This window comes from Pseudomonas sp. LH1G9 (genome assembly GCF_002949975.1).
Classification (GTDB): Bacteria; Pseudomonadota; Gammaproteobacteria; order Pseudomonadales; family Pseudomonadaceae; genus Aquipseudomonas; species Aquipseudomonas veronii.
The window spans coordinates 5,268,043-5,288,441 of sequence record NZ_CP026880.1; the positions used below are offsets into that span (position 1 = coordinate 5,268,043).

Annotated in this window: 21 protein-coding genes; 6 read left to right on the plus strand and 15 right to left on the minus strand. The window is 61.2% G+C overall.

Translation table 11 applies throughout. The features are described from left to right. Positions 1-17 precede the first annotated feature (17 nt). Together ctaD and coxB are read right to left on the minus strand one after the other, a co-directional pair. Positions 18-1,607, minus strand: coding sequence for a cytochrome c oxidase subunit I (gene ctaD / locus C5F70_RS24245; RefSeq protein ID WP_017849006.1), 1,590 nt, complete (start codon positions 1,605-1,607; stop codon positions 18-20). A 58-nt stretch (positions 1,608-1,665) separates the two neighbouring features. Continuing rightward, complete coding sequence (coxB, locus tag C5F70_RS24250) at positions 1,666-2,793, minus strand: cytochrome c oxidase subunit II (protein ID WP_026140284.1); 1,128 nt, start codon at positions 2,791-2,793, stop codon at positions 1,666-1,668. A gap of 368 nt (positions 2,794-3,161) precedes the next feature. Between coxB and C5F70_RS24255 the strand changes: the two genes are divergently transcribed. Then, complete coding sequence (locus tag C5F70_RS24255; RefSeq protein WP_017849004.1) at positions 3,162-3,809, plus strand: hypothetical protein; 648 nt, start codon at positions 3,162-3,164, stop codon at positions 3,807-3,809. 69 nt (positions 3,810-3,878) lie between these two features. Here the strand turns inward: C5F70_RS24255 and C5F70_RS24260 are convergent, their stop codons facing one another. The 6 genes from C5F70_RS24260 to C5F70_RS24285 form a co-directional block, all read right to left on the minus strand. After that, entirely contained in the window at positions 3,879-5,426 is a 1,548-nt protein-coding gene (locus C5F70_RS24260; protein ID WP_017849003.1) for a SulP family inorganic anion transporter, read from the minus strand. A gap of 85 nt (positions 5,427-5,511) precedes the next feature. Beyond that, positions 5,512-6,243, minus strand: a complete 732-nt coding sequence (locus C5F70_RS24265) for a carbonic anhydrase (protein WP_017849002.1) — start codon at positions 6,241-6,243, stop codon at positions 5,512-5,514. A gap of 227 nt (positions 6,244-6,470) precedes the next feature. After that, positions 6,471-7,529 (minus strand): PA0069 family radical SAM protein, encoded by a 1,059-nt coding sequence (locus C5F70_RS24270; protein WP_017849001.1) that lies wholly within the window; start codon positions 7,527-7,529, stop codon positions 6,471-6,473. 70 nt (positions 7,530-7,599) lie between these two features. After that, positions 7,600-8,910 carry a cytochrome c gene (locus C5F70_RS24275; RefSeq protein WP_104904189.1) on the minus strand — a complete coding sequence of 437 codons (1,311 nt, stop codon included), beginning with the start codon at positions 8,908-8,910 and terminating at the stop codon, positions 7,600-7,602. A 12-nt stretch (positions 8,911-8,922) separates the two neighbouring features. Beyond that, complete coding sequence (locus C5F70_RS24280) at positions 8,923-10,707, minus strand: GMC family oxidoreductase (protein WP_104904190.1); 1,785 nt, start codon at positions 10,705-10,707, stop codon at positions 8,923-8,925. Positions 10,708-10,709: 2 nt separating this feature from the next. Further along, positions 10,710-11,462 (minus strand): gluconate 2-dehydrogenase subunit 3 family protein, encoded by a 753-nt coding sequence (locus C5F70_RS24285; RefSeq protein ID WP_046381546.1) that lies wholly within the window; start codon positions 11,460-11,462, stop codon positions 10,710-10,712. Between the two features lie 281 nt (positions 11,463-11,743). Here C5F70_RS24285 and C5F70_RS24290 point away from each other — a divergent pair, with 281 nt between their 5' ends. Then, on the plus strand, positions 11,744-12,430 hold the full coding sequence (locus C5F70_RS24290; RefSeq protein ID WP_017848997.1) for a tyrosine-protein phosphatase: 687 nt from the start codon (positions 11,744-11,746) through the stop codon (positions 12,428-12,430). 7 nt (positions 12,431-12,437) lie between these two features. Here C5F70_RS24290 and C5F70_RS24295 read toward each other — a convergent pair whose 3' ends face one another. Continuing rightward, the gene (locus C5F70_RS24295) at positions 12,438-12,710 is read right to left on the minus strand and encodes a YheV family putative zinc ribbon protein (RefSeq protein ID WP_017848996.1); all 273 of its coding nucleotides are present in this window, start codon (positions 12,708-12,710) and stop codon (positions 12,438-12,440) included. Beyond that, entirely contained in the window at positions 12,707-14,758 is a 2,052-nt protein-coding gene (gene prlC, locus C5F70_RS24300) for an oligopeptidase A (RefSeq protein WP_104904191.1), read from the minus strand. Before prlC ends, C5F70_RS24295 begins: the two co-directional genes overlap by 4 nt. 102 nt (positions 14,759-14,860) lie before the next feature. Here prlC and C5F70_RS24305 point away from each other — a divergent pair, with 102 nt between their 5' ends. Beyond that, positions 14,861-15,403, plus strand: a complete 543-nt coding sequence (locus C5F70_RS24305; RefSeq protein WP_017848994.1) for a gamma carbonic anhydrase family protein — start codon at positions 14,861-14,863, stop codon at positions 15,401-15,403. Continuing rightward, complete coding sequence (locus C5F70_RS24310; RefSeq protein ID WP_079442550.1) at positions 15,400-16,059, plus strand: HAD family hydrolase; 660 nt, start codon at positions 15,400-15,402, stop codon at positions 16,057-16,059. Before C5F70_RS24305 ends, C5F70_RS24310 begins: the two co-directional genes overlap by 4 nt. 85 nt (positions 16,060-16,144) lie before the next feature. On the opposite strand, the gene C5F70_RS24315 is transcribed toward C5F70_RS24310, so the two are convergent. Next, the gene (locus C5F70_RS24315; protein ID WP_102618189.1) at positions 16,145-17,188 is read right to left on the minus strand and encodes an aminopeptidase; all 1,044 of its coding nucleotides are present in this window, start codon (positions 17,186-17,188) and stop codon (positions 16,145-16,147) included. A 110-nt stretch (positions 17,189-17,298) separates the two neighbouring features. Between C5F70_RS24315 and C5F70_RS24320 the strand changes: the two genes are divergently transcribed. Beyond that, positions 17,299-17,721 (plus strand): hypothetical protein, encoded by a 423-nt coding sequence (locus tag C5F70_RS24320; RefSeq protein WP_017848991.1) that lies wholly within the window; start codon positions 17,299-17,301, stop codon positions 17,719-17,721. Here the strand turns inward: C5F70_RS24320 and C5F70_RS24325 are convergent, their stop codons facing one another. Continuing rightward, the gene (locus tag C5F70_RS24325; RefSeq protein ID WP_017848990.1) at positions 17,722-17,961 is read right to left on the minus strand and encodes a DUF1161 domain-containing protein; all 240 of its coding nucleotides are present in this window, start codon (positions 17,959-17,961) and stop codon (positions 17,722-17,724) included. It lies immediately after the preceding gene. A gap of 142 nt (positions 17,962-18,103) precedes the next feature. Further along, complete coding sequence (locus C5F70_RS24330; protein ID WP_104904192.1) at positions 18,104-18,535, minus strand: OsmC family protein; 432 nt, start codon at positions 18,533-18,535, stop codon at positions 18,104-18,106. A 216-nt stretch (positions 18,536-18,751) separates the two neighbouring features. Here C5F70_RS24330 and C5F70_RS24335 point away from each other — a divergent pair, with 216 nt between their 5' ends. Beyond that, positions 18,752-19,753, plus strand: a complete 1,002-nt coding sequence (locus tag C5F70_RS24335; RefSeq protein ID WP_017848988.1) for an LLM class flavin-dependent oxidoreductase — start codon at positions 18,752-18,754, stop codon at positions 19,751-19,753. A 61-nt stretch (positions 19,754-19,814) separates the two neighbouring features. Here C5F70_RS24335 and C5F70_RS24340 read toward each other — a convergent pair whose 3' ends face one another. Next, positions 19,815-20,039 (minus strand): DUF1161 domain-containing protein, encoded by a 225-nt coding sequence (locus C5F70_RS24340; RefSeq protein ID WP_104904193.1) that lies wholly within the window; start codon positions 20,037-20,039, stop codon positions 19,815-19,817. A gap of 116 nt (positions 20,040-20,155) precedes the next feature. Then, complete coding sequence (locus C5F70_RS24345; RefSeq protein ID WP_017848986.1) at positions 20,156-20,371, minus strand: dodecin; 216 nt, start codon at positions 20,369-20,371, stop codon at positions 20,156-20,158. Positions 20,372-20,399 lie beyond the last annotated feature (28 nt).

Here is a 20,399-nt window from a genome sequence, read left to right on the forward strand (position 1 = left end):
GATTTGTGGAAGCCGGTTCATTTGACCTCCGGTGGCGTGGTGAAGGTGTGGTACGGCGCGGGCGAGGGCACGCTCCACTCCAGGCCTTCAGCGCCGTCCCACGGCTTGGCCGGCGCGGGCGGGCCGCCGCGGATGCACTTGATCACGATAAACAGGAAGAAGATCTGCGTGGCACCGAACATGAACGCGCCGATGGACGAGACCATGTTGAAGTCGGCGAACTGCAGGTTGTAGTCCGGCACCCGACGCGGCATGCCGGCCAACCCGACGAAGTGCATCGGGAAGAACGCCATGTTCATGCCCACGAAAGACAGCCAGAAGTGCAGCTTGCCCAGGGTTTCGTCGTACATGTGGCCGGTCCATTTCGGCAGCCAGTAGTAAGCCGAGGCGAAGATGCCGAAGATTGCGCCAGGCACCAGTACGTAATGAAAGTGCGCCACCACGAAGTAGGTGTCGTGGTACTGAAAGTCTGCCGGCGCGATGGCCAGCATCAAGCCGGAGAAACCGCCGATGGTGAACAGGATCACGAACGCCACCGCAAACAGCATCGGCGTCTCGAACGTCAGCGAGCCTTGCCACATGGTGCTGACCCAGTTGAACACCTTCACCCCGGTCGGGACGGCGATCAGCAGGGTGGCGTACATGAAGAACAACTCGCCCACCAGCGGAATGCCGACCACGAACATGTGGTGCGCCCACACGATGAACGACAGGAACGCGATACTCGCCGTGGCGTAGACCATCGAGGTGTAGCCAAACAGCGGTTTGCGCGAAAAGGTCGGGATGATCGAGCTGACGGCGCCGAAGGCCGGCAGGATCATGATGTACACCTCGGGATGGCCGAAGAACCAGAACACATGCTGGAACAACACCGGATCACCACCGCCGGCGGCACTGAAGAAGCTGGTGCCGAAGTGGATGTCCATCAGCATCATCGTCACGCAGCCGGCCAGCACCGGCATTACCGCGATCAGCAGGAAGGCGGTGATCAGCCAGGTCCACACGAACAGCGGCATTTTCATCAGGGTCATGCCCGGCGCGCGCAGGTTGAGAATGGTGGCGACCACGTTGATCGCGCCCATGATCGAACTGATGCCCATCAGGTGGATGGCGAAGATGAAGAACGTCACGCTTTCCGGGGCGTAGGTGGTGGAGAGCGGGGCGTAGAAGGTCCAGCCGAAATTCGGCCCGCCGCCCGGGGTGAACAGGGTCGAGACCAGCAGCAGGAACGCCGCCGGCAGCAGCCAGAAGCTGAAGTTGTTCATGCGCGGCAGGGCCATGTCCGGCGCGCCGATCATCAGCGGGATCATCCAGTTGGCCAGGCCGACGAACGCCGGCATCACCGCGCCGAACACCATGATCAAGCCGTGCATGGTGGTCATCTGGTTGAAGAACGCCGGCTCGACGATCTGCAGGCCGGGCTGGAACAGCTCGGCGCGGATCACCATGGCGAACGAGCCGCCGAGCAGGAACATGGTGAAGGCGAACCACAGGTACATCGTGCCGATGTCTTTGTGGTTGGTGGTCAGCACCCAGCGCATCAAACCCTTGGCGGGGCCGTGGGCATGGTCACTGGCGTGGCCATGGTCATCGATCACAGCGCTCATAGCCGTTCTCCTGCAAACGAGTGGGCGGGGCGGTTCAGCGCATTCGCAATGAAGTGAGTCATTTGCTTTCCGCCTGTTTCAGAGCCAGCACGTCTTTGGGCGTGACCATGTCGCCTTTGTTGTTGCCCCAGGCGTTGCGCTCGTAGGTCACCACCGCGGCGATATCCACTTCCGAGAGTTGCTTGCCGAAGGCGGCCATGGCGGTGCCGGGCTTGCCGAAGTAGACGCGGTGCAGGTGGTCTTCCTTGCTTCCGGTGGCGATCGGCGAGCCCTTGAGCGCCGGGAACATCGGCGGCAGGCCCTGGCCTTCGGCCTGGTGACAGGCCACACAGCTGGTGTGGTAGACCTTGTCGCCACGGGCGACCAGTTCGTCCAGCGTCCACTCCTTGGAGGTCAGCTCCTTGAGCTGGGCGGCCTCGGCCTTGCGCTCGCCGAGCCAGGTGTCGTAGTCGGCCTTGGACTTGACCTCGACCACGATGGGCATGAAGCCGTGGTCCTTGCCGCACAGCTCGGCGCACTGGCCCCGGTAGATGCCGGGCTTCTCGATACGGGTCCAGGCCTCGTTGATGAAACCGGGGATGGCATCGCGCTTGACCGCAAAGGCCGGCACCCACCAGGAGTGGATCACGTCCGCGGCGGTCACCAGAAAACGCACCTTGGCGCCCACCGGCAGCACCAGCGGCTGGTCGACTTCCAGCAGGTAATGTTCGCCCTTGGTGGCCTTGTTGTGGATCTGCTCGGCGGGAGTGGCCAGGTTGCTGAAGAACTCCACATCCTGGCCGAGGTATTTGTAATGCCACTTCCACTGATAGCCGGTGATCTGGATATCGATGTCCGATTCCGTGCTGTCGTAGATGTTGATCAGGGTCTTGGTCGCCGGAATGGCCATCGCCACCAGGATCAGCAAGGGCACTACGGTCCAGAGGATTTCCACGGTGGTGCTTTCGTGGAACTTGGCGGCCACCTGGCCCGTAGACCGGCGGTGAAGGATCATCGACCAGAACATCGCGCCAAATACGACAATGCCGATCACTACACAGATCCAGAAAATGGTCATGTGCAGGTCGAACACGGCGTGACTGACTTCTGTCGCCCCTGGTGCCATATTCGTTGTCCAGGCGGCATGCGCCTGACCGAATACTGACCACAACAGGAGGCCCATCCAAACATGTGGATGTCGCGTCATTGCGGGTTCCCCTTATCGTTCTTGTTATCCCGCCGGTGTGCACCTGCGTCGAAGGGAGCGGCTTCCATACTGCTTACAACCGCTTAGCCTCACCTGCTTATGCAGTCTGGCGTCATCAGCTAATCGCGTACAAAACCGAGTATAGACAGCACCTGCCACCCCGCAATGTGCAGGGGCAAATGAGCTGAAACAGACGGACGGGGCCCATACGACCGGGGGGCGGAATCGTTTATCCGACGAACGATGGCAATTCGATATAACAGCGGCGCATAACCATGAAATAATTATGACAAATGCGTCTTAGACGCTTGTATAAACGAACTACCTTGTCCTTTCCCTTTTCCTACGCCTGCTTCACTGGAGCTTTCATGAACACCGCCGCATTGCGCGAGCAGATTTCCCGTGCCCATCAACACGAAGCCAGCACCGGCCAACTGGCCCAGCAACTCGAGAAACAATTACCGCACCTGCATTCGGCCATTACCCTGGCGGAGGGTGATCGTAACCTCGTCATGACACGCTTTGTCACTGCCTACGTCGACCTCGTCCCAGACCTGCTGGACGCCGCCAACGACGTAGCCCGCGAGGCCGGTATCGAAAGCCAGGTCAAGCCGGTACTGAAGATTGCCGAGCAGTTTTTCCTGCAACCGCCCGCGATTCTGGCGGGCCATATCGGTCTCGACGGCCTGCTGGACGAGGCCTACCTGGCCCATCGCCTGGTCGAAGAGGTCAATGACCTGTATATCAAGCATTTCGGCCAACCGTTGATTCCAGCGGACACCACCGTGGCCAATCTGATTGCCCATCAACTGATCGGTGAAACCTTTGCCAACCAGTTGGACGAAGCCGTACACCATGCGGTAGATGAAATGCTCAGCGAAGACAGCTTTGCGCTGGAATCGGTCGAGGCCTACCGCGAGCAGCTCAAAAGCCTGGCAACGGAAGCAGCGTGGAAGCGCTGGCCGTGCCTGTCGCGCAAGTTGGGCATTGAGTTGGAACTGGATCAGCAGGCCTGAATCTTCGACCTGACGCTAAACACATGCGGGAGGGGGCACGCCCCCTCCTGCATTTTTGATCCGGTTCCGTCAGTTGGTAAACGGCGCCGAACCGATCCCCGTCGTGGTCCGCACCCGACCTTCCAAGCGACGCTTCAACCCCCGCGCCTCGATTACCAGCTTTGCGCCCTTGGCCGCATTGGCCCGGCCCCACTCCTCCAGCAACTCCAGGCAAGAATGGTCGATGTAACTGAGGTTGTTCAGCGGTACATGCAGGGTGTTTCCCGCCGGCACCGTCGACAGCACACGGGTTAATGCCGGCACTTTCAGAAAAGTCGCCGCGCCGCTCAAACGCAATTCCATTTCACCGTGGCCGGGCAAGTCGATCAGGCTGATTTTCAGGCGCGAAGCCTTGAACGCCAGTTTCAGCAACGTCAGCCCGAAGCCCACCAGCACGCCGGTCAGCAGGTCGGTAAAGACGATCGCCAGCGCCGTGGCCGCGTAGGTAAACATCGGCATCCGCCCGTAGCGGCCCAACGCGCGGAACGCCTTGACGTCCACCAACTTGATCCCGGTGTACACCAGCACGCCCGCCAGGCTCGCCACCGGAATGCTTTGCAGCACGCTCGACAGCAACAGCACGAACCCCAGCAGCCACACGCCATGGAACATCGCCGACAAGCGCGTGGTGGCGCCGGCCTGCACGTTGGCCGAGCTGCGCACGATCACACCCGTCATCGGCAAGGCGCCGACCAGGCCGCAGAGCATGTTGCCTACGCCTTGCGCGGACAATTCCTTATCGAAGTCAGAACGCTGACCACTGTGCATGCGGTCGACTGCGGCGGCCGAAAGCAGGGTTTCGGCACTGGCGATAAACGCCACGGCGAACGCGGCGATCAACAATTGGGGATCGGCCAGGTTCAGCAAGTCGCTGGGACGCAGCCAATCGATGGCGTCGGCGAGGTTTTCCGGCACCTCCACGCGCTTGACCTGCAACGCCAGTACCAGGCTGGCCAGCGTTGCCAGGCCCACACCCAACAAGGCGCCCGGCACAAACCGCAGCGGTTGCGGGCGGAACTTATCCCACAGGTACATCACCAACATGGTCGACAGCCCCAGCAAACCGGCCTGCCAGCCAAGGCCGCCGCCCAGGGTAGGCACCGCCGCTGCCAACGCGGCCGGGAAGCCCGCCAGGTTATCCAGCCCTGATGGCTGGGGCGCACCGTCGAGCATCACATGGACCTGCGACAGCACAATCAGCACGCCGATTCCCGCCAACATGCCGTAGACCACCGCCGGCGCCGTGACACGGAACCAGCAGCCCAGGCGCAAACGCCCGGCCAGCAGTTGCAGCAAGCCGGCCAGCAGCAGGATCGGCCCGAGCATCGGCATGCCGTGCTGGCGCACCAGTTCGAACACCAACACCGCCAACCCCGCCGCCGGCCCGCTGACTTGCAACGGCGACCCCGCCATCCAGCCCACCACCAGGCCCCCGATGATGCCGGTGATCAGGCCCTTGGCCGGCGGCATGCCGGAAGCGATCGCGATCCCCATGCACAAGGGCAGGGCGACCAGAAACACTACCACGGAGGCCAGCAGCTCCCGAGGCAACACAGCTTTTAATTGAGCAGCACGCATGATGACTCTCCCGAGGCATTCGCCGGGCGCGGCAAAGCCTGGCTGCATCCATGGCAGCCACCGCTCTACCCGGCAGGGAAGTGTGTTAGAAGCGCGCTTTAGGCGTCGCGGAGGGGATTGGTTCGGTGCCGTTCAGCGGTCGAAACGCCGCCTTTTCCGCATCGTAGGCGCGGATTTCACTGGTCTCGATGTTGTAGATCCAGCCATGGATAAACAAATGACCATTGGCCATGCGCGAAGCCACGGACGGGTGGGTGCGCAAATGCTGCAACTGGGCGATGACGTTTTCTTCGGTCAGCATCTTCATGCTCTCGCCTTCATTGGCGCAGTCGCAGTTGTCGTGAACCATGGTCTTGGCGACTTCGGCGTGCCGCAGCCAGGCCTTGACTGTCGGCATCTTCTCCAGGCTCGCAGGGTTGAGCACCGCGCGCATCGCGCCGCAGTCGGAGTGCCCGCACACGATGATGTGCTGCACGCCCAGGGCAAGGACCGCATATTCGATGGCCGTGGAAACGCCGCCGTTCATCTGCCCGTAGGGGGGCACCACGTTGCCGACGTTACGGGTCACGAACAGGTCGCCGGGCGAGCTCTGGGTAATCAGCTCGGGCACGATGCGCGAGTCGGCGCAGGTGATGAACATCGCCCGAGGGTTCTGGGCCGTGGCGAGTTTCTTGAAGAGTTCTTCTTGCTGAGGGAAGACGTCGTGATGGAAATGCAAAAAGCCGTCAACGATGTGCTTTAGCGCTGCATCGGCGGACTCCGCCACTTGAGCGGCTGAAGCCGACGCAGCCAACGGCTGTTTATCCTTGTCACTCATGATTCATCCTCTTGATTAATGCAGGGGAGGGTTCAGGTCAATTCGACGCCGGGCCGATGGAATAGTTTTAGAACGCCGCAAAGCCGGGTGCCAACTCGTCAGTCACTCGCTGAACAAAGTAGCCGTCGAAACTTAACTCAAACTGAATCAACCGCTCTAGATCGCGGGTTTCAGTGATGTCAAAACGCGACCACCTCTACGATCACAGTGCGTATTTGCCCAATAGTCTACAACAACGCCATCTGCCTGCCCGGTGGGCAGAACGCCGTGCAATCCAGATTGAAGCCTTCCCGACGGTCGAGCCCAAGGCGCTTGATTGCCTTGCTGAAGCGCTGCGCCAGCAGATCGGCAAACGGCCCCTCTCCGCGCATACGCACGCCGAAGCGACTGTCATACACGCCCCCACCCCGCACCTGGCGTACCAGGCTCATCACATGGGCCGCGCGCTGCGGGTAATGCGCCGCGAGCCACTCCTCGAACAGCGGCGCCACCTCCAGCGGCAGGCGCAGCATCATATACGCCGCACTTTGCGCACCGGCTGCATGGGCTTCGGTGAGCAGGCTCTCCAGCTCGCTGTCGTTGATCATCGGGATCATCGGCGAACACAGCACCCCCACCGGGATACCAGCCTCGCGCATCACCCGGATCGCCCGCAACCGCGCCTTGGGCGCCGCCGTGCGCGGCTCCAGGATGCGCTTGAGTTCGTCGTCGAGGCTGGTGAGGCTGATCATCACCGCCACCAGCCGCTGGCGCGCCAGTTCGGTGAGCAGGTCGAGATCGCGCAGGATCAGCGAGCCCTTGGTGATGATGGTCACCGGGTGCCGATAGCGCAGCAGCACTTCGAGGGTTTGCCGGGTGATCTTGTACTCGCGCTCGATCGGCTGGTACGGATCGGTGTTGGAACCCAGGTTGATCGGCGCACACACGTAGCCGGGCTTGGACAGCTGCTGTTCGAGCACATCGGCGGCGTTGGTCTTGGCGATCAGTTTGGTTTCGAAATCCAGCCCCGGCGACAGGTCCCAATAGGCATGGCTGGGCCGCGCATAGCAGTAGATGCAGCCATGCTCACACCCGCGATAAGGATTGATCGAGCGATCGAACGGCAAGTCCGGCGAGTTGTTGCGCGTGATGATGGTCTTGGCCGTTTCGATACGCACTTCGGTGCCCTGGGTCGGCGGCACCTCCTGGTACCAGCCGTCGTCCTCGACCACGCTGACGGTGGGCGCGAAACGATTGTGCAGGTTGGTCGCCGTGCCCCGGCCACGGGGCGGCAGAGGTGCAGACATGAAAACGCCCCTATACTGTTTTTATATACAGTATAGGGGCGCTAGCTGGATGACCAGTGCCGTTTGGCGGTCAGTGCGGTTGCGTGACTTGCCCCAGGTCGTCGCCTGACGTCGTGTGCATGTCATTCTTGCGCAGGTCGGCCACGTCACTGGCCTTCACCGCAGCACCTTTGTTACCCCAACTACCGCGCACGAAGCTGACGACATCCGCCACTTCCTGGTCCGACAGGCGCCAGGCAAACGCCGGCATGGTGAAGGTGGACGGCGCAGTGTGGGTGGCCGGCAATGTGCCGCCGTTCAACACGATGTTGATCAGCGACGTGGCATCCGCCGTCTGCACCACCGGGTTGCCCGCCAGCGCCGGGAACACCCGCGTGTAGCCATGACCGTCGGTGCGATGGCAGGCGGCGCAGTTGTCGATATAAACCGACGCGCCCGGCCGGCTGTCATCGCCGTTCCACAGCGCTTCGGCCACCTGCTTGTCGTACTGGTGCGGCGGGTTTTGAGGGTCCACCGCCGGCAGGCTCTTGAGGTAGCGGGCGATCGCGGTCAGGTCGTCCTGGGACATGTACTGCATGCTGTGGACGACCACATCGCTCATGCCGCCGAACACCGCGCTGCGATCACTGCGGCCGGTCTTGAGGAATTGCACCAGTTGCTCTTCGCTCCAACTGCCGAGGCCGTCTTTGTGGTCGCCACGCAGGCTTTTCGCGATCCAACCTTCCAGCGGCGCACTGCCGGACAAAAAAGCGCTGCCGTCGGCCGCACTCAAGGCTTTTTCCTGCATGGTCAGCGCCCGCGGCGTATGGCACGCGCCACAGTGGCCGAGGCCCTCGACCAAGTAAGCGCCACGGCTGATCAGCGGATCGGCGCCCGCCACTTCCGGGGTATCCGCCACGGGCGGGGCAAACATCCAGCGCCACGCCGCCAACGGCCAACGCATGCTCAAGGGCCAGGGAATGTCACTGGCCCGGTTTTCCTGGGCGACCGGTTCCACGCCCTTCATGAAGTACGCATACAGCGCCTGCATGTCGCTTTCACTGACGCGGGCGTAAGACGGATAGGGCATCGCTGGGTAAAGCGTACTGCCGCTCTTGGCGACGCCATGGCGCACGGCCTTGTCGAAGTCCGCGAAGCTGTAGGCGCCCAGGCCGGTCTTGTCCGGGGTGATGTTGGTGGAATAGATCACGCCGATGGGGGTCTCCATCGGCAGGCCGCCGGCGAACGGCTTGCCGCCCTTGGCAGTGTGGCAGGCGACGCAGTCGCCGGCGCGGGCCAGGTATTCGCCTTGCTTGATCAGGTCGGTGTCGGCGGCGCTCACCGAGCAGTTGCCGAGCAACGCCAGGGACGCCGCGAAGGAGGCGATAACACGTGCTTTCATGGTCATCGTTCCTTATGCCTGAACCAGTGGGCCGGGATTTTTCAGGTACTGCTCGCGAATCGCTCGCGCCGACCAGTAGGTCAACGCCGCCACCAGGCCGGTAGGGTTGTAACCTAGACCTTGTGGGAAAGCGGACGCGCCGGGGACAAACACGTTGTGTACATCCCAGCACTGCAGGTAGCGGTTCAACGCACTGGTTTTCGGGTCGGTGCCCATGATCGCGCCGCCGTTGAGGTGGGTGGTCTGATAGGACGCGGTATTGAAATGCTCACCGACCTTCTTGCCCAGCACGGCAATGGCCTTGGGGTTCATCGCTTCGGCGATCTTGCCCATTTTCTCGACCATGAAGCGGTTCATCTTGATGTCGTTTTCCTGCCAGTCGAAGGTCATGCGCAGCAGCGGCAGGCCGTAGGCATCGTGGTACACCGGGTCCAGATCGAGGTAGTTACCGCGGTAGGATTGATGCGCGCCGTGGGCATCCATCGACACCTGATGGGTGTAGTAATCAGCGGTGGCACGCTTCCAGGCGCTGCCCCACGCCGGAGTACCGGGTGGGTTGGAGGTGCCGGCGATCGGCCGACTGCCGGCCTGGTTGACCCACATCGGCGAGCCCCCGAGGAAGCCATGGGGCCCGTGGTCGAAGTTGTCGGCGTTGAAGTCATCGATAGCCACGCCATTGCCGCCAGCACCAATAAAGTTGTTGGTGTGGGTGTCCTTGTCGAAGAAGGCCTTGATGGTCGCCATGTTCTGGTAGGCGAAGTTCTTGCCTACCACGCCTTCGCCGCTGATCGGGTCGTAGGGCTTGCCGATCCCCGACAGCAGCATCAAGCGCACGTTATGGAACTGGAACGCGCCGAGAATCACCAAATCGGCCGGCTGCTCGCATTCCCGCCCCTGGGCGTCGATATAGGTCACGCCGGTCGCCTTGCTCTTGGTGCTGTCGAGGTTGACCTTGAGTACGTGGGAATTCGGCCGCAGCTCGAAGTTCGGCACCTGGCGCAACGCTGGCAGAATGTTCACGTTCGGCGACGCCTTGGAGTACATGTAGCACACGTAGCCACTGCAAAAACCGCAGAAGTTGCACGGGCCCATCTGCGCGCCGTAGGGGTTGGTGTATGGCCCCGAGGTATTGGCTGATGGCAGGTTGTAGGGTTTGTAACCGACTGCCGTGGCTGCTTTCTGAAACAGCTGCGCCGACACCGTGTTCTTCTGCGCCTCCAACGGGAACGGGTTGGAACGATCCGGCGCATACGGGTTGCCGCCACGGCCTTCGCCGACCAACTGACCGTTGACGGTCCAGGCCTGGCCGGAGGTGCCGAAGACTTTTTCGGCGTAGTCGAAAAACGGCTCCAGCTCTTCATAGCTGACGCCGAAGTCCTGGATAGTCATGTCCTTGGGAATGAAATGTTTGCCGTAGCGCTCTTCGTAGTGGCTGCGCATGCGCAACTCGATAGGGTCGACGCGAAAATGCACACCCGACCAGTGCAGGCCCGCACCGCCAACGCCGTTGCCCGGCAAAAAGGCGCCGAGCTGACGGTTGGGCAGGGCGACGTCATTCACGCTATGGCGAATCGTCACCGTCTCCTTGGAGATGTCCTGGAATAGTTTTTTACGCACGCTGTAGGTCAATTCGTCGATGACCTGGGGATAGTTGCCGTCCGGGTAAGTGTCCTGCATCGGGCCGCGCTCTAGCGCTACCACGTTGAGGCCCGCTTCCGTCAGTTCCTTGGCCATGATCGCGCCAGTCCAGCCGAAGCCGACAATCACCGCATCCACTTTTTTCATGATGGTCGCCACGTTTATGCCCTCTCGCCGCGAATGGAAACCGCCGGGAAGGGGTATTGCTCGTTGCGCTCCACCCAATCCATGAAGTCGGCGCGGGCGCCGGGGAAGCCGATCATGGTCCAGCCGACCAGGCCTTTATTGCCGCCGTGGATCGGATCGCAGAAGAAGCCTTCCTTGGTGTTTTGCAGCAGCAAATTGAAGAACATCTTCGGCGGCACCGCGTCGAAATGGGCACTCACCTCACTACCGCCAGCCTCCAGGCGGCGCAGCATGTCATCCTGGGTAGCGCTGTCTTGCGCAGCAAAAGCCTTGCCGTTGAACGCTTTCGACCAGGCATCCGTCGCGGCAATGCCCAGGCGATAGATGACCTTGGGTACCAACTTGCTCTGCCAGCCCATTTCCGGCGCGGCGTCGGCGTTGAACGGACCTTGCATGAACCACAGCGCGCCACTGGCGTAGGGCGTGTTCATCTGGCGGTCGATGTATTCCGCCGCACCGGCTTCCAGGGCGCCAGGGCCTTGGGCATCGGCGGGGATCAGGCGCGCCACGGCGGCGTTGATGAATGCCCATTCTTCGGCGCTGAAATAGCTCGGCTCATACGCCTTGTCGCTGACCGGCGGCGGAGCGGGGCTGGCTTGGGCCGGTGCGGGCGCGGCCATCAGCATCGAACCGCCAAGGCCGGTGCTGGCAACCGTGACCACCGGGATCAAGGTCAAGGATTTGCGCAAAAAGTCACGCCGGGGGTTGTCTTGATCTTGATCAGACATGGGTGTACCTCATCATGTGGTCACGGGTTTATCAGCCGCTTCTAGGAGCAGCTTGTGGTTTGGCAGCAGCAAGGTGGACCCCACCGATCCAAGCAGATAGAACGTAGCGGCAATCAATAGTTACAAATGATAGCAGGCTAAGTATAAAGAGAATCGATTCAGCGTCAAAACTGCACCATCGACGGTGATTCACATTTCTTTGACGCGCCCCTCACACCCCATTGACCGCGCCTGGCCGACTCTTGGCATCACCCGCCAACCCCCTATCGGTTACGTCGCCCATGTTCAATCATCAATGGCTACCGGCCCTCGGCCTTGCGTTCCTGGCACTGTTCACCAGCGCTCACACCTGGGCGGACGACAGCACATCCCTTCGCTCCCCCGAATGGGCGCAGCCGGTCGGCAATCAATACAACCTGCACCAGATGACGCCCACCCTCTACCGCAGCGCGCTGCCGGACAGCAATGCCGTGCCCCTGCTGGAAAAGCTCAAGGTCGGCACGGTGATCAACTTTCTGCCGGAGTCCGACGACAGCTGGCTAAAAAATTCTGATATCCGACAGATCCAGCTGATTTATCGCACAAATCATGTCGATGACGCTGACGTGCTGGCCGCACTGAGGGCGATCCGCGACTCCGAAGCCAACGGTGCAGTATTGATGCACTGCAAGCATGGCTCAGACCGCACCGGCCTGATGGCGGCGATGTATCGCGTGGTGGTTCAGGGGTGGAGCAAGGAAGAGGCGTTGAACGAAATGACCCTGGGCGGCTTCGGCAGCAGCAAGGGCTTCAAGGACGGCGTTCGCTACATGATGAAGGCCGATATCGACAAGTTGCGCACAGCCTTGGCCAATGGCGATTGCAGCACCAGCGCGTTTGCCCTGTGCTCGGTGAAAAGCTGGTTCAACACGGCCGGCAACAGCCATGTCGAACCTCTGAAAAGCACGCTGACGCTGACAACCCCCTGACAGGGTCTCAGTCTTTCTTCAGCTTGGGATTAGGAAAAAATTGCACCGACTGCACCGTCGGGTCCGGCGCTTTGAGCGCCGAGGTGTTGACCCGCGTGCCCAATTCCTTGGGCACCGACAAGCCCTGATCATTCAGTGTGTCGGTATAGCCGCAGGCCACGCACTCGCGATGCGGCACGTTGTCCTCGGTCCACATCTTCAACTTGTCCGGCTCGCTGCACGCCGGGCAGACGGCCCCGGCGATAAATTGCTTTTTGGTACTCACAGGTACTTCACTCATGCTGCTGCGTCCTCACTCAGGCCACTGTGGCGCAAGAGTGCGTCAATCGACGGCGCACGCCCGCGGAAATCGACAAACAACACCATCGGCGCCTGGGAACCGCCACGGGCCAGGATCGCCTCGCGGAAAGCACGTCCGGTTTCGGCGTTGAGCACGCCGTCTTCTTCGAACTTGGAGAACGCATCGGCCGACAGCACTTCAGCCCACTTGTAGCTGTAGTAACCCGCAGCGTAACCACCGGCAAAGACATGCGCAAAGCTGTTGGGGAAGCGGTTATAGGCCGGCGGACGCATCACCGACACCTCGTCGCGCACGCTTTCAAGTACCTGCGCCACACTGCGACCATCGCCATGGGTGGCATGCAATTCAAAGTCGAACAGCGAGAACTCCAACTGGCGCACCATCATCAGGCCGGACTGGAAGTTCTTCGCCGCGAGCATTTTTTCCAGCAGGTCCTGGGGCAGCGGCTCGCCGGTTTCATAATGGCCGGAGATCAGTGCCAGGCCTTCCGGCTCCCAGCACCAGTTCTCCATGAACTGGCTCGGCAATTCCACCGCATCCCAGGCCACGCCGTTGATGCCGGACACGCCGGCATGCTCGACACGGGTCAGCAGGTGATGCAGGCCGTGGCCGAATTCGTGGAACAGCGTCGTCACTTCGTCGTGGGTCAGCAGGGCAGGCTTGCCGCTGTCGGCCGGGGTGAAGTTGCACACCAGGTTGGCCACCGGGCTTTGCAGCACGCCGTCGATGGTGCGGCGACGGTCGCGAGCGCCGTCCATCCAGGCGCCGCCACGCTTGTTGGCGCGGGCGTACAGGTCGAAGAAGAAGCGGCCGACGTGCTGGCCGTTTTCTTTGATTTCGAACAGGCGCACGTCTGGGTGCCAGGTGTCGAAGCCCTTCTGCTCGGCGATCTCGATGCCATACAGGCGCTGCACGATGGCGAACAGGCCGCCAAGCACCTTGTCGATCGGGAAGTAGGCGCGCAGGGCTTCCTGGGACACGCTGTAGCGCTGCTCACGCAGTTTTTCACCGTAGAAACCGCTGTCCCAGCTTTGCAGGTCGGCGCAGCCTTGTTCGGCGGCGTAGGCTTTGAGCTGTTGCAGGTCCTGGGCGGCAAACGGCTTGCTGCGCTTGGCCAGGTCGCGCAGGAAGCTCAGCACCTGGTCGCTGGAGTCGGCCATTTTCGTGGCCAGGCTCAATTCCGAGAAGGACGCATAGCCCAGCAGTTGGGCGAGTTCCTGACGCAGGTCGAGGATCTGTTCCATGACCGGGCCGTTATCGTTCTGACCGGCATTCGGGCCTTGGTCCGACGCTCGGGTGCAATAGGCTGCGTAGATTTCTTCGCGCAGGGCGCGGTCCTGGGCGTAGGTCATCACCGCGTAGTAGCTGGGGAATTCCAGGGTGATCAGCCAACCGTCGAGGCCTTTGGCCTGGGCTGCGGCGGCCATTTGCGCCTTGGCCGAGTCGGTCAGGCCGGCGAGGGTGGCTTCATCGGTGACGTGTTTGGTCCAGGCCTGGGTCGCGTCCAGCAACTGGTTGGAGAACTTGCTGCCCAATTCGGAGAGCTTGCTTTGCACTTCGGCGTAGCGTTTTTGCTGTTCGGGCGGCAGGTCGATACCCGACAGGCGGAAATCGCGCAGCGAGTGTTCCAGGATGGTTTTTTGCGCCACGTAGAAACCGCCGGCTTCCGGGCTGCTGGCCAGGGCTTCGAAGGCCTGGAACAGTTCGCGGTTCTGGCCCATCTCGGTGGAATAGGCGCTCAACGCCGGCAGGCATGCCTCGTAGGCTTCGCGCAGTTCGGCGCTGTTGCACACGGCATTGAGGTGGCTGACCGGGCTCCAGGCGGCACCCAGGCGATCATTCAGCTCATCCATGGCGAGGACCAGGCCGGCCCACGTCGGATTTTTCCCCTGGCTTTGCAGGATGCCTTCGATGGCAAGCCGGTTGTCGGCGAGGATCTGTTCGATGGCCGGCTGAACGTGCTCGGCACGGATCGCCGAGAACGGCGGCAGGTCGTAGGGCTGCAGAAGAGGGTTGTTCGCGCTCACGGTTGGCACCTTGGCTGAAGAAACATGTAAGAACAAAGATGGGGCCATCTTAATTACAATCAACGTCCACCGCAGCTATCAGCAGAAGAGAGAGAGGCTATCGTGACCCTTCGCACCTATCAGAACCACACGCCAACCCTGGGCGCCGGGGCTTTTGTCGATATTTCGGCGGTGGTGATCGGCGATGTCGAAATCGGCGACGACAGCTCGGTTTGGCCGCTGACGGTGATCCGCGGCGACATGCACCGCATCCGCATCGGCGCGCGCACCAGCGTGCAGGACGGCTGCGTGCTGCACATTACCCACGCCGGGCCGTTCAATCCCGATGGTTTTGCGCTGCTGATCGGCGACGACGTGACCATCGCCCACAAAGTCATGCTGCACGGCTGCACCGTCGGCAATCGCATCCTGATCGGCATGGGCAGCATCGTGATGGACGGCGCCGTGGTCGAAGACGACGTAATCATCGGTGCCGGCAGCCTGGTGCCGCCGGGCAAGAGACTTGAAAGCGGCTTCTTGTACGTCGGCAGCCCGGTTAAACAGATCCGCGAACTGACTGACAAGGAACGCGCGTTTTTCACCTACAGCGCAGCGAACTACGTGAAGCTCAAGGACCTGCACCTGGCCGAGGGATTCGATCAATGACTCTGCACCATCAAACCGTACTGTTCGACCTGGACGGCACCCTGACCGACCCGCGCGAGGGCATTACCCGTTCGATCCAGTACGCCCTGGGCAAACTCGGTATCGACGAGCCGGACATCACCCAACTGGAACATTTCATCGGCCCGCCGTTGCTGCAAGCCTTCATGCAGTTCTACGACTTCGACGAAGCCAAGGCCTGGGAAGCGGTGAATTTCTACCGTGAACGCTTCAAAGTCACCGGTTTGTATGAAAACCGCGTGTTCGACGGGGTGATGCCGCTGCTCGAAGCCCTCAACAGCCAAGGGCGCCAGCTGTACGTGGCCACCTCCAAGCCGTGGGAATTTGCCCGCGAGATCGCCCGTCATTTCGATTTTGCCAAGCACTTCAAGGTGATCTACGGCAGCGAACTGGACGGCACGCGCACCAACAAGGTCGAGCTGATCGCCCACTTGATGCGCGAAGAACGCCTGGACCCGGCCACCACCTTGATGATCGGCGACCGCAAGCATGACTTGATCGGGGCGCGCAGCAATGGGCTGGATTCGGCGGCGGTCGGGTATGGGTTCGGCAGTTTCGAAGAGCTGAGTGCCGAAGCGCCGACCTGGCATTTCGAGACGTTGGCGCAGATGCATCAGGCGTTTTTGCAGCGGCCTTGAGGGCGCTATCGGGAGCAAGCTCCCTCCCACATTTTGATCCGTGTACGCAGGCCAAATGTGGGAGGGGCTTGCTCCCGATGAGGCCCTACCGGCCAACACCTTCCAACTGCCTCAACGCCGCCTTACGCTGCGCCACCGGCAGTTGGCCCATCCGCTCCACTGCCGCATAGAACTTCAGCCAATCCCCACCTTCCTGCCGGAACAACGCCGCAAACGCCGGCACCCACTGGTCATACAGCCCGAACGGTAAAAGCCGCGCATTGTTCATCGGCAGGTTCATCCAGGCGTCATAACGCGTGTCGCCGCCCCACTGACTGTCCCGCACCCGCCGGTAGTCGCTGCGCAAACGCTCGAATTCAGCCGCCTTGGCCCGCCGCATCGCATCGGCCGCCAAGGGCTGGGCGTAGAGTGTTTCCAGACGTTTGCGAGTATCGAGGACCAACTGGGTAAATTGGTCACGCTGCTGCAGCGCCGCGCTGCCGATCGGCGCCAGGCCCCGGGCGGCGCGCCATTGGCGCGTGCCTTCCTGCTCGACGAAGGTGGCAAAGGACTCGTTGAACTCGGTGTCGTCCTTCACGTAAAAGCGTTGGTGCGCCAGCTCGTGAAAAATCAACGTGGCCAGGCGCTCGTCGCCCCAGCCCAGCATCGAACTCATGATCGGGTCATTGAACCAACCCAAGGTGGAATAGGCCTCGACGCCGCCAATCGACACGTCCATGCCTTGTTGCTTGAGCAACGCCGCCTCACCCCGCGCCGCGCCCTGGCTGTAATAACCGCGATAGGCGACACAGCCAGCGATGGGAAAGCAGTGATTTTGCGCCGACAAGGAAAATTCCTGCGTGGCAAAAACATTCCAGACCACATAAGGCCGGCCAATATCGGCGTACAACCGGTAACTCTGATTGTCAGGCAGGTGCAACTGCTCGCTGGCGAACGTGCGCGCCTTTTGCGATTGCACCAAGTGCTCACGTAACTGTTGCGGCCGCGCCGGGTCGGCAATCACCTTGGCCACCGGCTCCCGAGCCTGCAGCAACTGCCACTGGCCGCTGGCCAATTGGCCGTAGTAATCGACGCTGGAACAACCGCTGAGCAGCACCCACCACAACCCTGGAAGAAAACGCCTGATCATGCCGCGACTGCTCCTGGGTAATTGGCTCGCCAGCCTATCGTGACTGCCCGGCGTTTTTCCATGGCGTAGCGCGTTTATACTCAAGGCTCTCCTTGTGTTGAGTGCCCGCCATGCGCCAGCTAGTGCTTCCCATCGCCGCCCTGTTGCTCAGCGCCTGTGCTTTACCACCCATCCCGCCGATGGACGCGCAACAGGCCTGGGTCGATTTCGCCACCCCGACACCGGGGGCCAAGCTGGTGATGGCCCAACGTCTGGATGGGAAAAACCTCAACGACGGGCGCTTCTTCCAGGTCCCGCCGGGCAGTCACGAGTTGATGGTGCGGTTTGATTTCGAAGTGCCGACCGGCGGCAGCTTTGGCGGGTTGTCGCAGACCCAGGACCGGACCTGTTTCATGACCTTGCAGTACGACCACTTCGAGGCAGGCCAGCGTTATCGCCTGGAGGGGCGCTCGTTGTCCTACACACCGAATATCCGGCTGTACAACGCCGCGCGTCAGTTATTGGCGCAGGAGCGCAGCGTGAACTGCATCTGATCAGTCATTGTTCTTCTGGTAGATGATTGCCTTGGTACCGTTCTCACACGTGCCTACGACCATGGCGACATCGTGCTTGTCGGCTTCTTCCTTGCTGACGATTTCCAGGGTGTAGGACGGAATCGCCTTGGCCTGGATCTTCACTTCGATCTCTTTCCTGAGTTCTTCGCAGTCTTTGGGCGCGGCCACAGCCGATGTGGCCAATACACCGCAGATGATCGCCAAGACAAAACGTTTCATGTGTGAAGCTCCCTGAATGCACGCGCACGAATGTGCGCCTATGGCTGCATAGGCTATAGGACCACATCGGGGAAACACGAGTTCTGATTTAACGCACAACTGAATGTGGGAGGGAGCAAGCCCCCTCTCACCTAAGGCTGTGTCAGTCGACGAGGGTGGCGTCCAGGCTGATTTTCGCGTTCAGCACCTTGGACACTGGGCACCCTTCCTTGGCCTTTTTGCTCAGCTCATCGAACTGCGCCTGGCTCGCGCCGGGAATCTTGGCGTTGAAGATCAGGTGTACAGCGGTGATCGCAAAACCACCGTCGACCTGGTCCAGGGTCACTTCGGCCTGGGTGTCGATGCTGTCAGCCTTGAGCCCGGCGTCGCCGAGAATCATGGAAAACGCCATGGAGAAACAGCCAGCGTGGGCCGCACCGATCAACTCTTCAGGGTTGGTGCCCTTGCCGCCCTCGAAACGGGCCTTGAAGCCGTAGGGCGCTTCGCGCAGCACGCCGGTTTCCGTGGAGATGGAACCCAGGCCTGTCTTCAGATCACCTTCCCAATGCGCGGATGCTTTTTTAACGATACTCATAGCAGTCTCCTCAAACGATGGTTTTGCGTCAGTAAGGGTTCTGAGGATAGATGCTTTGGCAAAGTTCACTTGTAAGAGAAACCTAGCAACAAAGTAGGAAATTTCGCACGACCTATTGAATCTCGGGTATATGCCCTCATTGCATAGAACATGCACATGAAGCGGCAGGTTTTGGTTCGTCTAAGAAACCTGCGCCCTTATTGGAGAAGCAGGCTTATGAAATCGCTGTCCGACGTGAAGTTCTCGACCCTCGACCTGGTGCCCGTGCGGGCCAACGGCAGCGCCGCGCAGTCGTTGCGCAATTCCCTGGACCTGGCCCAGCATGTGGAAAAGTTTGGCTACAACCGCTTCTGGGTGGCGGAACACCACAATATGGACGGCATCGCCAGCTCGGCCACCTCGGTATTGCTCGGTTACCTGGCCGGCGGCACCTCGACCATCCGCGTCGGCTCCGGCGGCGTGATGCTGCCCAACCATGCACCGCTGGTGATCGCCGAACAATTCGGCACCCTGGAAAGCCTGTACCCCGGCCGGATCGACCTGGGCCTGGGCCGTGCGCCCGGTTCCGACCAGATGACCGCCCGCGCCCTGCGCCGTGAGCGCTCCGGCAGCGCCGACGACTTCCCCGAAGACGTGGCCGAATTGATGGCCTACCTCGGCCCGCGCACGCCCGACCAGCGGGTGATCGCGGTTCCCGGCACCGGCACCAACGTCCCGGTGTGGCTGCTCGGGTCCAGCCTGTTCAGCGCACAGTTGGCGGGGGAGCGCGGCTTGCCCTACGCCTTTGCCTCGCATTTCGCACCGCGCTTGATGCATGAGGCGATTCGCGTGTACCGCAATCACTTCAAGCCTTCGGCCGTTCTGGACAAGCCTTACGTAATGCTCGGCCTTCCGTTGGTCGCGGCGGATACCGACGAACAGGCCGATTACCTGGCCACTTCCGTCTACCAACGCATCCTGGCGCTGATGCGCGGGCAGAGCCTGGTGCAGCGTCCGCCGGTGGAAAGCATGGACGGCCTGTGGCTACCCCATGAAAAAGACGCGGTGGGCAGCTTCCTCGGCCTGGCGATGGTCGGCAGCCCGGCGAAGATCCGCGCCAAACTGGAAGTACTGGTCGAACAGACCGGCGCCGACGAGCTGATCTTTACCTGCGACCTGTACGAACACGCCGACCGGATTCATTCCTACGAGCTGCTCGCGCAGTTGATGAAGGGCTAAATCTGGCAGGCGAAAAAAAACCGACGCACGCGCGTCGGTTTTTTATGTCTGCAACGCACGATTAACCGCGCTTGTAGACGATTTCCTTGGTGCCGCCTTCGCAGGTGCCAACCACCTTGCCGTCAGCCGCAGCGCCTTTAGCCACCACTTCCAACGAATAACCCGAAGCACCCTTGGCGTCGATTTTCCCGGCAATTTCGCTTTTCAGCTCTTCACACGGCTTGCCCGCCGCCAGCACGGTGCCCGCCATGCTCAACAAACCTACTGCTAACAAGAACTTTTTCATCCGTCACTTCCCTTGCGCTGATCGAAACGAGCGTGGCCGACGCTGGTCGCATCGGCCCCCATTGGTTGTAGCGCAGGTTATGGCAATCGGCCAGCCGGCAAGTTCAACGGTTTCGCTCAACTACTGGCAATTCGGAACCCCACCTTCAACGTAACCTGGAAGTGCGCAGCCTTGCCGTCCTTGATATGGCCACGGGTTTCGGTCACCTCGAACCACTCCAAATGCTTGATGCTCTTGCTGGCTTCAGCCAGGGCGTTGTTGATCGCCTCTTCGATGCTGGTGGTGGACGAACCCACCAATTCGACTTTTTTGTAAGTGTGATGATCAGACATGGCGTTTCTCCTGAGGGTCGTCAATAAA